Annotated in this window: 8 protein-coding genes; 7 read left to right on the top strand and 1 reads right to left on the bottom strand. The window is 65.6% G+C overall.

Annotated features, from left to right (window positions below; genetic code table 11):
- Positions 1–66: 66 nt before the first annotated feature.
- Positions 67–1,356 (bottom strand): isocitrate lyase, encoded by a 1,290-nt coding sequence (gene aceA / locus CVA01_RS13455; protein ID WP_141331430.1) that lies wholly within the window; start codon positions 1,354–1,356, stop codon positions 67–69.
- Between the two features lie 435 nt (positions 1,357–1,791).
- Between aceA and CVA01_RS13450 the strand changes: the two genes are divergently transcribed.
- The 7 genes from CVA01_RS13450 to CVA01_RS13420 all read left to right on the top strand — a co-directional run bounded on the left by CVA01_RS13450 (position 1,792) and on the right by CVA01_RS13420 (position 12,051).
- Positions 1,792–3,996 carry a malate synthase G gene (locus tag CVA01_RS13450; protein ID WP_141331428.1) on the top strand — a complete coding sequence of 735 codons (2,205 nt, stop codon included), beginning with the start codon at positions 1,792–1,794 and terminating at the stop codon, positions 3,994–3,996.
- A 238-nt stretch (positions 3,997–4,234) separates the two neighbouring features.
- A complete protein-coding gene (locus tag CVA01_RS13445) occupies positions 4,235–5,038 on the top strand; it encodes an HAD family hydrolase (RefSeq protein WP_141331426.1) in 804 nt (267 codons plus the stop codon).
- A gap of 51 nt (positions 5,039–5,089) precedes the next feature.
- Positions 5,090–7,804 (top strand): glycoside hydrolase family 65 protein, encoded by a 2,715-nt coding sequence (locus tag CVA01_RS13440; protein WP_141331424.1) that lies wholly within the window; start codon positions 5,090–5,092, stop codon positions 7,802–7,804.
- Between the two features lie 228 nt (positions 7,805–8,032).
- Positions 8,033–8,773, top strand: a complete 741-nt coding sequence (locus tag CVA01_RS13435) for a succinate dehydrogenase cytochrome b subunit (RefSeq protein ID WP_141331423.1) — start codon at positions 8,033–8,035, stop codon at positions 8,771–8,773.
- Between the two features lie 28 nt (positions 8,774–8,801).
- Positions 8,802–10,835, top strand: coding sequence for a fumarate reductase/succinate dehydrogenase flavoprotein subunit (locus CVA01_RS13430; protein WP_141331421.1), 2,034 nt, complete (start codon positions 8,802–8,804; stop codon positions 10,833–10,835).
- The gene (locus CVA01_RS13425) at positions 10,835–11,584 is read left to right on the top strand and encodes a succinate dehydrogenase/fumarate reductase iron-sulfur subunit (RefSeq protein ID WP_141331419.1); all 750 of its coding nucleotides are present in this window, start codon (positions 10,835–10,837) and stop codon (positions 11,582–11,584) included. Before CVA01_RS13430 ends, CVA01_RS13425 begins: the two co-directional genes overlap by 1 nt.
- 122 nt (positions 11,585–11,706) lie before the next feature.
- A complete protein-coding gene (locus CVA01_RS13420) occupies positions 11,707–12,051 on the top strand; it encodes a hypothetical protein (RefSeq protein WP_014011249.1) in 345 nt (114 codons plus the stop codon).
- Positions 12,052–12,131: the final 80 nt, after the last annotated feature.

Raw genomic sequence — 12,131 nt, 5'->3', positions numbered from 1 at the left:
TCCTGCACGAAGCAGGACGGGCGGTGGTCAGTCAGTTCAGAACGTCAGGCGCAGGCCCGGAGGTTCCTAGAACTGGGCCTCCTCGGTGGAGCCCTTGAGGGCGGTGGTGGAGGAGTTCGGGTCCACGGTGGTGGCGATGCGGTCGAAGTAACCGGCGCCGACCTCGCGCTGGTGCTTGACAGCGGTGAAGCCGCGGGACTCGGCCTCGAACTCGCGGTTCTGCAGGTCCACGAAGGCGGACATCTGGTTGCGGGCGTAGCCGTGGGCCAGATCGAACATGGAGTAGTTGAGGGCGTGGAAGCCGGCCAGGGTGATGAACTGGAACTTGAAGCCCATGGCGCCCAGCTCGTTCTGGAACTTGGCGATCTCGTCGTCGTCCAGGTGGGCGGACCACTTGAAGGACGGGGAGCAGTTGTAGGACAGGAGCTGGTCCGGGAATTCGGAGCGGACGCCCTCGGCGAACTTCTTGGCGAGCTCGAGATCCGGGGTACCGGTCTCCATCCAGATCATGTCGGCGTACGGAGCGAAGGACTTCGCACGGGAGATGCAGGGCTCGATGCCGTTCTTGACGTAGTAGTAGCCCTCGGCGGAACGCTCACCGGTGAGGAACTCGTGGTCGCGCTCGTCGACGTCGGAGGTCAGCAGCGTGGCGGCCTCGGCGTCGGTGCGGGCGATGACGACGGTCGGGGTGTTGGCGACGTCGGCGGCGAGGCGGGCGGAGTTCAGGGTACGGACGTGCTGCTTGGTCGGGATGAGGACCTTGCCGCCCAGGTGGCCGCACTTCTTCTCGGAGGCCAGCTGGTCCTCCCAGTGGGTTCCGGAGGCGCCGGCCTTGATCATGGCCTTCTGCAGCTCGTAGACGTTCAGGGCGCCACCGAAGCCGGCCTCACCGTCGGCGACGATCGGGACGAGCCAGTTGTCGATGGAGGTGTCGCCCTCGACGCGGGCGATCTCGTCGGCGCGGGAGAGGGCGTTGTTGATGCGCTGGACCACGGACGGAACGGAGTTCGCCGGGTACAGGGACTGGTCCGGGTAGGTGTGGCCGGAGAGGTTGGCGTCACCGGCGACCTGCCAACCGGAGAGGTAGACGGCCTTCAGGCCGGCGCGGACCTGCTGGACGGCCTGGTTACCGGTCAGGGCACCGAGGGCGTTGATGTAGCCGTCGCCCGGCTCGTTCACGGCGTCCCAGAGGATCTCGGCACCGCGGGTGGCGAGGGTGTGCTCCTCGACGACGTTGCCCTGGAGCTCGGCAACCTGCTCGGCGGTGTAGTCGCGGGTGACGTTGGCCCAACGGGGGTTCTCGTCCCAGTCCTTCTGGATTTCGGCGGCGGTACGCGGCTGTCCGACGTTCGACATGTGTTAAACACACTCCCTTAAGTGGTGGAGATGGCGGTTACAACGCTGATTCCGGCTACCCCGGGGGCGGCTGCTCCCCGGCCGGATCTGCTGGGCTCGAGAATACAGGGGGAAAACGGCACGTCAAAGCAAATACGTGATCCAGCCCACGGCGGGGGTAGTACGATCGTACCGTTTTCTTGGGTCTCAGATACTGACATTGTTCATCTCACCTAATGGTCAAAAAACGCGTGGTCCAGCGGTGACGTGCGACGTGCATCACGTAAGGGCACGCTCCAGTACACAAGTGAACCCGGGTTCGCCAGTCTGGAACGGGGTGGTGCCGGGGGTGGTGGGTCGTTCCCTGGAGCACGGATGACTCCCCTCGGTGACATGGCTCACCTAGTCTGGTGTCCGTATTGCGGACAAGTCGATATGTGAACTGAAGGAGTTTCCATGACACAGCAGACGCAGCGCATCACCGCCGGTGGTCTCGAGGTCGCCAAGACCCTCTACGATTTCGTCAACGGCGAGGTCCTGCCCGGCACCGGGGTGGACCAGGAGAAGTTCTGGGAGGGCTTCGGAGCCATCGTCGCCAAGCACACCCCGCGCAACCGTGAGCTGCTCGCCAAGCGGGATGACCTGCAGGCGAAGCTGGACGAGTGGTACACGCAGAACCCGGGCACGCAGGACGCCGAGAAGTACACCGCCTTCCTCAAGGAGATCGGCTACCTCGTCGACCAGCCCGAGGACTTCGAGATCCGCACCGAGAACGTGGACGCCGAGTTCGCCACCACCGCCGGCCCGCAGCTGGTCGTGCCGATCCTCAACGCCCGCTTCGCGATCAACGCCGCGAACGCCCGCTGGGGTTCCCTCTACGACGCCCTGTACGGCACCGACGTCATCTCCGAGGAGAACGGCGCCGAGAAGGGCAAGGGCTACAACAAGGTCCGCGGCGACAAGGTCATCGCCTGGGGCCGTGACTTCCTTGACGAGGCTGTGCCGCTGGAGTCCGGCTCCCACGCCGACGTCGAGAAGTACGACATCACCTCCGGCCAGCTCGCCGCCGTCATCGACGGCAACGAGGTCCACCTGCAGCAGCCCGAGGTCTTCGTCGGCTACGCCGGTGAGAAGGACGCCCCGACCGACATCGTGCTGAAGCACAACGGTCTGCACATCGACATCCAGATCGACGCGGAGTCCCCGATCGGCAGCACCGACAAGGCCGGTGTCAAGGACATCGTCCTGGAGGCCGCCGTGACCGCCATCATGGACTTCGAGGATTCCATCGCCGCGGTGGACGCCACCGACAAGGTCCTCGGCTACCACAACTGGCTCGGCCTGAACCAGGGCACGCTGGCCGAGGAGGTCTCCAAGGGCGGAAAGACCTTCACCCGTGAGCAGAACGACGACCGCTACTTCACCGCACGTGACGGCTCCGAGCTCCGCCTGCACGGCCGCTCCACCATGCTGTGCCGCAACGTCGGTCACCTGATGACCAACCCCGCCATCCTCGACGCCGAGGGCAACGAGGTCTTCGAGGGCATCATGGACGCCGTCATCACCGCCGCCTGCGCCATCCCCGGCACGGACCTGGACAACGCCCGCCGCAACTCCCGCGAGGGCTCGATCTACATCGTCAAGCCGAAGCAGCACGGTCCGGAGGAGTCCGCCTTCACCAACGACCTGTTCGCCGACGTCGAGGACCTCCTCAACCTCCCGCGCTTCACACTCAAGGTCGGCCTGATGGACGAAGAGCGCCGCACCTCCGTCAACCTGGACGCCTGCATCGAGGCCATCGCCGACCGCGTGGCCTTCATCAACACCGGCTTCATGGACCGTACCGGCGACGAGATCCACACCTCGCTGCTGGCCGGCCCGATGTTCCGTAAGCCGAAGCTCAAGGCCTCCCTGTTCATGGAGTCCTACGAGAACAACAACGTCGACGCCGGCCTGGCCCACGGTCTCTCGGGCAAGGCCCAGATCGGTAAGGGCATGTGGGCCAAGACCGACCTTCTCGCCGAGATGGTGGAGCAGAAGATCGGCCAGCTGCGTCAGGGCGCCTCCACCGCGTGGGTCCCGTCCCCGACCGGTGCGACCCTGCACGCCACCCATTACCACATGGTCGACGTCTACGCCGTCCAGGAGAAGCTGATCACCGACGGTCGCCGCGACTCCATCCCGGGTATCCTCACCGTCCCGGTCGCCGCCGCCAAGGTCGGCGAGAGCGACGCCACCTGGACCGCCGAGGAGATCCAGGAGGAGCTGGACGACAACTGCCAGTCCATCCTGGGCTACGTGGTCCGCTGGGTCGAGCAGGGTGTCGGTTGCTCCAAGGTGCCGGACATCCACGACATCGACCTCATGGAGGACCGGGCCACCTGCCGCATCAACTCCCAGCTGCTGGCCAACTGGCTCAAGCACGGTGTCGTCACCGAGGAGCAGGTCATCGAGGCCCTGCAGCGCATGGCCGCCGTGGTCGACCGTCAGAACGCCGGCGACGACACCTACCGCGACATGGCCCCCGACTTCGAGAACTCGGTCGCCTGGAAGGCCGCCCGTGACCTCGTCCTGCTCGGTACCACCCAGCCCTCCGGCTACACCGAGCCGATCCTCCACGCCCGCCGCCTGGAGTTCAAGGAGCTGCACGGTATCGCCTAAGGCGATCGCCTGACACCGCCGCGCACCTTTCATCACCGTGACGGCCCGTCCCTCCCCGGGGCGGGCCGTTTCCGGCTTTCCGCGGCCCTGTCCCGGGTGACCGCCATGAGTTCTGCCCCGCCGTCATGCGAAAATCCCGGTTCAACGGCCTTATGCGCGAGTTTCTCATGACACCCGGGCGGTTTTCATGATGCTGCTACACCGCGCGCGGCGTCCGCGGGCCACCTACGATGGTGGAATGACAGCAGACCTGCCTGACGCCCTGCCTGACCTCGCCGCCTTCGACGCCGTGCTCTTCGACCTCGACGGCGTCATCACCCCGACCGCCGATCTCCACCGACAGGCCTGGTCCGTGGTGTTCACCAGGTACTTCGTCGAACGTGGTGTCGCCCCGTACACCGAGCAGGACTACTTCGACCACATCGACGGACGTCCGCGCAGTGAGGGGGTGGCCGCGGTGCTGGCGTCCCGCGGGATCACGCTGCCCGCCGACCGGTCCGATCCGGCGTGGGAGGGGGAGAAGGGGGAGGACGCCCCCACCGACGAGACCGTCCTCGGTCTCGGCCTGCTGAAGAACTCCGATTTCCTGGCCCTGCTCGACCGGGGCATCACGGCCTATCCCGGGTCCGTCGCCCTGCTCGACGCGCTCACCGCCCCGGGCACCACCACGCGGGTCGCCGTGGTGAGCTCGTCGAAGAACGCCCGCCCGGTCCTCACCGCCGCCGGTCTCATCGACCGCTTCGAGGTCATCATCGACGGCAATGTCGCCGCCGCCGAGGGGCTGCCCGGCAAGCCGGCCCCGGACACCTACAGCTACGGTGCGGAACTGCTCGGTGTTCCGTCGACCGGGGCGGTTGTCGTGGAGGACGCCACCTCCGGCGTCGCCGCGGGTGCCGCCGGCGACTTCGGACTGGTCCTGGGCGTCGACCGCGGTGCCGGGGCACAGGCACTGAAGGACGCCGGGGCGGACGTCGTCGTCGCCGACCTCGCCGACCTCGTCGACCGGCTCGGCACCTCCGACGGCTCCTCTGCCGTACGCTGAACCACTGATCAATCCTGAAGACAACACTGAAGCCGACCGAAGGGACATTCCGTGACCGACTCTAACGACCGGACCGACCACCTCGAGGAGTTCCTGGCGCAGCGTCGCCGGGTGGCGTCCGTCGTGAACCGCCCCGTCGGTGACGGTGGCGGACCGGCCGATCCCACCGACTACTTTCCCCCGGGCTACCGCACCGACGTGCACCTCGACGACGTCGACCCGCTGGAACTGGTGGACCGGACCAACCACCCGGTCGACGAGTGGGGCTGGCATGAGCGCCGTCCCGTCCGGTCGGACGCCGAACTCGGCCTGTCGGAGACCGTCTTCGCCCTCTCCAACGGATACATGGGTCTGCGCGGTAACCCGCCGGAGGGTCGCGACTCCCACGAGCACGGCACCTTCATCAACGGTGTCCATGAGACGTGGAACATCGAGCATGCCGAGGACGCCTACGGTTTCGCCCGCGAGGGCCAGACCATCGTCCAGGTACCGGACGCCAAGCCGATCCGGCTGTACATCGACGATGAACCGCTGCGCCTCGGTGTCGCGGAGGTCGAGGACTACGGCCGCACCCTCGACTTCCGTGAGGGGGTGGAGCGCCGGAGTTTCATCTGGCGTACCCAGTCCGGCAAGCGCGTCCGCGTCGTCACCGACCGGATGGTCTCCTTCCAGGAGCGGCATCTCGCGCTGATGAGCCTCGAGGTCGAGCTCCTCGACTCGGACGCCGCGGTCGTCATCTCCTCGCAGATACTCAACCGCCAGGACGGGGAGGACGAGTTCTCCTCGATCCTCGACACCTACGCGGCGTCCTCCGGGGCAGCGGACCGCGCCTACGCCCACGCCGCGGACGTCAACGGCGGTGGCGACCCCCGCAAGGCAGAGAAGATCGCCGGCCGGGTGTTCCAGCCGACCTACCGCGCCAGTTCCGAGGACCAGCGGGTGACGCTCGGCTACCGGGTGACGAACTCCGGCATGACGGTCGCGGTGAGCATGGACCATGTCCTCGACGTGACCCAGGCACAGGGGACCGGCGGCTCGGGTGCTCCGGCATCCTCTGACGCGGTCGGCGGTGTGGAGATGCACACCGAGATGCGCGACGATGTGGCCCGCGTGGTCTACCACGTCGACGGCACCCGCGGGTTGCGACTGCGGCTCGAGAAGTTCGTCTCCTACCACTCCTCGCGCCACGTCTCCGCCGAGGAACTGGCCTTCCGCTGCGCCCGGACGATCAACCGCGCCCGTCAGGTCGGCTACCGCACCCTGCAGGCCAACCAGGCGGAGTGGCTGGGGAAGTTCTGGCGGCGGTCCGACGTCCGGATCCCGGGCCACCCCGAACTGCAGCAGGCGGTGCGGTGGAATCTCTTCCAGCTGATCCAGGCGTCCGCCCGTGCGGAGACCCAGGGTGTGCCGGCCAAAGGGCTGACCGGGTCGGGCTACGGTGGCCACTACTTCTGGGATACCGAGGTCTACGCCCTGCCGTTCCTCACCTACACGAACCCGCAGTTCTCCCGGAACGCCCTGCGGTTCCGCTACCTCATGCTGCCGCAGGCGAAGGAGCGTGCCCGAGAGCTCTCCCATGACGGTGTCCTGTTCCCGTGGCGCACGATCAACGGGCATGAGTCCAGTGCCTACTACGCGGCCGGCACGGCGCAGTACCACATCGACGCGGACATCACCTACGCCCTGATGAAGTACGTCTACGCCACCGGGGACGCGGAATTCCTGCTGGACGAGGGCATCGACATCCTCGTCGGCACGGCACGGTTCTTCATGTCCCTGGGGTTCTTCGAAACGACGGGGGAGAAGTTCCAGATCCACTCGGTGACCGGCCCCGACGAGTACACCACAGTGGTGAACAACAACCTGTACACAAACGTCATGGCGCAGTACAACCTCCGGGTCGCCGCCGATGTCGCCCGGCAGATGCGCAGTGAGCGTCCGGAGGCCTTCCAGAACCTCGCCGACCGCACCGGCCTGTCCGAGGACGAACTGGACCTCTGGGACCGCGCCGCCGAGGCGATGTACATCCCCTTCGACGAGCGGATGCAGATCCACCCGCAGGACGACCAGTTCCTCAACCGGCAGCTGTGGAACCTCGACGACCCGGCGGTGGGGGCGAAGCGTCCGCTGCTGCTGCACTACCACCCGCTGACGATCTACCGGTACCAGGTACTCAAGCAGGCCGACGTGGTGCTCGCCCTGTTCCTCCAGGGACGCGACATGCCGACCGAGGTGAAGAAGCGCGACTACGCCTACTACGACCGGCTGACGACGGGCGACTCCTCCCTCTCGGCGGTGGTGCAGTCCATCATGGCCGCGGAGCTCGGCTTCCGGGACACCGCGATGAGATTCTTCCTGCGCGGTCTCTTCCTCGACCTGGAGAACCTGCACGGCAACAGTGCCGACGGCGCGCACATCGCGTCCTGCGGTGGTGTGTGGAGTGCGCTGGTCTTCGGGTTCGGCGGCTTCCGTGACGACTACGGCCGGTTCAGCATCGACCCGCGTCTGCCGGAGGGCTGGGACGAGCTCGAGTACAACGTGACCCTGCAGGGCTACCAGATCCGGGTGTCCGTGGAGAAGGACGCCGTGGAGCTCCAGATCGTCGACGGCGGCGAGGGTCTCGTCGGTCCGGTGACCGTTCTCGGACAGGACGTGGTCATCGGTTCGGCCCCGGTGCGGGTCGAGGGGACGACCACGCTGGTGTCCGAGGAGGACGGCCTGTCGGAGTCTGTACCGTCCGCCGATGTCGTCTTCGTTGAAAAATGATTCGGATATAACGATATTGCGCGTCGTGAGCGACTGCGCAGATTCTGCGAGGCGGGTCAGGACAGGCGAACCTCACTTATAAAACGCGCAGAATCTGTGTTTGACCTGCATAACGAGGTGTTCACATTACGGGCGTACTGCAGCGCTGTGATCTTTTTCACGGTGAGGGGGGTCAGTTAGTGTTTGCCACTCTGGCAGTCGTACAGTGTCACTGACACTGGAGGTGCCATGACTGTTAAATACGATGATCCCGTCGCACTGGAGCACGGGAAACTGAACATTAAACCGCTGCGGGAAAGGCCCGATTTCCCGTCCTGGGCGATGAAGCTGACGATGGCCGTGACTGGCATCATCTTCGTTCTTTTCGTCCTGTTCCACATGGTGGGAAACCTGAAGGTTTACACCGGTGAGGGACACTTCAACGACTACGCAGATTTCCTGCGTCGCATGGGTGAGCCTGTCTTCCCCCATGAGACGGTGCTGTGGATCCTGCGCGTCGTCCTCATTATCTGCCTCGTGCTGCACGTGTACTGCGCCTTCGCTCTGGAGGCTCGGTCGAAGCAGTCCCGTGGTTCCGAGAAGCGCTTCGGCAAGGTGAAGAACTTCAACACCTTCACCGCCAGCTCCATGCTGGGCACCGGTGCGGTGCTGCTGCTCTTCATCATCTTCCACATCCTCGACCTGACCATCGGCAAGGGCGTCGCCACCGACGCCTTCGAGCACGGTGAGGCCTACGGCAACCTGGTCGAGTCCTTCAACCGCCCCTGGGTCGCCATCATCTACATCCTCTGCATGGTCGTGCTCTTCCTGCACGCCTCGCACGGAATCTGGCTGGCGTCCTCCGACCTCGGAATCACGGGTCACCGCACCCGCCAGGTCATCCTGTGGATCGCGTACCTGCTCCCGGCCATCGTCATGATCGGCAACATCTCGATCCCGGTGGCCGTCCTGTGCGGCTTCGGTAGCTAGCGGATCTGGAAAAGGAGAAGAGACAACAATGGGTATGAGCAAGCCCCACCCGCACAACCAGACCGCTGACTTCAACTACGACGAGGCACTGGCAGCATTCCAGGCCCCGGAGTCCCAGGTCGACGGCGTGACCGTCGGCAAGGTCATCGGTGACAACGCCCCGCACGAGGTGTCACAGCAGCAGCAGTGGCAGTTCGACAAGGAGCACTTCAAGCTGGTCTCCCCGCTGAACCGTGCGAAGTTCAAGGTCCTCATCGTCGGCACCGGCCTCGCCGGTGGCGCAGCCGCAGCCGCCCTCGGTGAGCTCGGCTACAACGTGAAGGTCTTCACTTACCACGACAGCCCCCGCCGCGCGCACTCCATCGCCGCGCAGGGTGGCGTCAACTCCTCGCGCGCCAAGCGCCTGGACAACGACTCGACCTACAACCACACCAAGGACACCGTCAAGGGCGGCGACTACCGGTGCCGGGAGAATGACTGCTGGCGTCTCGCCATGGAGTCCGGTCGCGTCATCGACCACATGAACGCCATCGGCGCCCCGTTCTCCCGTGAGTACGGCGGAACCCTGGCCAACCGTTCCTTCGGTGGTGTGCAGGTGTCCCGCACCTTCTACACCCGTGGTCAGACCGGTCAGCAGCTGCAGCTGGCCACCACCTCTGCCCTGTACCGCCAGATCGGTGCCGGCAACGTGGAGATCTTCACCCACTCCGACGTCCAGGACGTCATCGTGGAGGACGGCGTCTGCAAGGGCATCGTCACCCGCAACATCATCACCGGTGAGCTCAGCATCCACACCGGTCACGTCACCGTCTTCGCCACCGGCGGTTACGGCAACGTGTACCACATGTCCACGCTGGCCAAGAACTCCAACGCCAGCGCGATCATGCGTGCCTACGAGCAGGGTGCCTACATGGCGTCCCCGTCCTTCGTGCAGTTCCACCCGACCGGTCTCCCGGTCAACTCGGACTGGCAGTCCAAGACGATCCTGATGTCCGAGTCTCTGCGTAACGACGGCCGCATCTGGACCCCGAAGAAGAAGGACGACCAGCGGGATCCGATGACGATCCCCGAGGACGAGCGCGACTACTTCCTCGAGCGTCGCTACCCGGCCTTCGGCAACCTGGTCCCGCGTGACATCGCCTCCCGTGCGAACGCGCAGCAGATCAACGCCGGCTACGGTGTGGGCCCGAAGAAGAACTCGGTCTACCTCGACCTGACCCACGCCATCAAGAACCTCGGCGAGGACGTCATCCGCGAGCGGTACTCCAACCTCATCCAGATGTACGAGGAGGCCATCGGAGACGACGCCTACAAGACCCCGATGCGCATCGCCCCGACCTGCCACTACACCATGGGTGGTCTGTGGACCGACTTCCACGAGATGACCTCGATCCCGGGTCTGTTCTGCTCCGGTGAGTCTTCCTGGATGTACCACGGTGCGAACCGACTGGGTGCGAACTCCCTGCTGTCCTCCTCGGTCGAAGGCTGGTTCACCCTGCCCTTCACCATCCCGAACTACCTGGCTCCGCTGCTGGGTACGGACATCCCGGACGAGGACTCCGCCGCCGCGAAGGCAGCGCTCAAGCGCACCGAGGACCGTCTCAACAACATCCTCAACATCCGTGGCCCGAACCCGCACGGTGCGGAGTACTACCACCGCCAGCTCGGTGAGATCCTCTACCGCTGCTGTGGTGTGGCCCGCAACGTCAAAGACATGCAGGAGGGCATCGACGAGATCCGCGCGGTCCGCAAGGACTTCTGGGAGAACGTCTTCGTCCCCGGCGGCACCGCCGAGATGAACCAGCAGCTCGAGTACGCGATCCGCGTGGCCGACTACCTGGACCTCGGTGAGCTCATGTGTGTCGACGCCCTGGACCGTGACGAGTCCTGTGGCGCCCACTACCGTGAGGACCACCTTGACGAGGAAGGCGAGGCGAAGCGCGACGACGACAACTGGTGCTTCGTCTCCGCCTGGGAGCCCGCGGGCGACGAGAAGTTCATCCGGCACTCTGAGCCGCTGTACTTCGACCGCATCCCGCTGATGACAAGGAACTACAAGTAATGAAACTGCATCTTGAAATCTGGCGGCAGGCGGACCGCAATGCCCAGGGACACTTCGAGTCCGTGGACGTGCCCGACGCCGTCGAGTCCATGTCCATCCTGGAGCTTCTCGACCACGTGAACTCCAGCTACGTCGAGGCGGGCAAGGAACCCTTCGCCTTCGCCTCCGACTGCCGCGAGGGTATCTGCGGTACCTGTGGCCTCCTGGTCAACGGTCGCCCGCACGGCCCGGACCAGAACAAGCCTGCCTGCCAGCAGCGCCTGTTCAGCTACTCTGACGGCGACGCCCTGAAGATCGAGCCGATGCGCTCCGCCGCCTACCCGGTCATCAAGGACATGGTCGTCGACCGGTCCGCGCTGGACCGTGTCATGGAGAAGGGCGGCTTCGTCTCGATCGTCGCCGGTACCGCTCCGGACGCCGACCACCTCCTGGTGAACCACCACGACGCCGAGCTCGCGCTCGACCACGCCGCCTGCATCGGCTGCGGTGCCTGTGTGGCCGCCTGCCCGAACGGTGCCGCGCACCTGTTCACTGGCGCGAAGCTGGTCCACCTCACGCTGTCCCCGCTGGGCCGCATGGAGCGTGGCCGTCGTGCCAAGGCCATGGTCGACGAGGTCGAGGGCACCTTCGGTCCCTGCTCCCTCTACGGCGAGTGCGCCGACGTCTGCCCGGCCGGCATCCCGCTGACCGCGGTCGCCGCGATCACCAAGGAGCGCGCCCGCGCCGCCTTCAAGGGCAAGGACGACTAGTTCTGACGGCACTGCCACACCCGTGAAGGGGGAAGGACGCCGCGGCGTGCTCCCGTTGCTTCGGTGGTGCGGCACCCGGTGATCTAGAATTACCGGCATCCACACCGATGAAAGAGGAAAGAATGTCTGCCAACACCGCGCTGGAGACCCGGACGCCCACGAATGAGCTCGCCTACCTCGACGGGTTCGTGCCGTCGACGTTCGATGCTCCCCACTCGTCGCTGCACCGCAGCGCCACCTGGATCGGCATGGGCCTAATCCTGGTCTCCCTGGCCGGTTTCGGTACCTTCGTCTACGGTTTCGGCGTCAACTCCGACACGACCTCCCCGATGGCGGACGACGGCTCCATGATCGGCATCATCGGCCTGATCGCCGGCCTCGGCCTCCTGTTCGCCGGTTTCTTCCTCGTGCATGCCGGCCGTAAGAACTACCGCGCCTACAAGAAGGCCAGCGGCCGGGTCCAGTAACCCCGGGCAGCCCGACCCTCCTCCAGGGGGTCAGGCACCTCCTGTCCAGAGGCCCGCACCACCCTTTCGGGTGGTGCGGG

The organism is Corynebacterium variabile, assembly GCF_006539825.1.
GTDB lineage: Bacteria > Actinomycetota > Actinomycetes > Mycobacteriales > Mycobacteriaceae > Corynebacterium > Corynebacterium variabile.
This window is presented reverse-complemented; position numbering and strand designations above follow the sequence as displayed.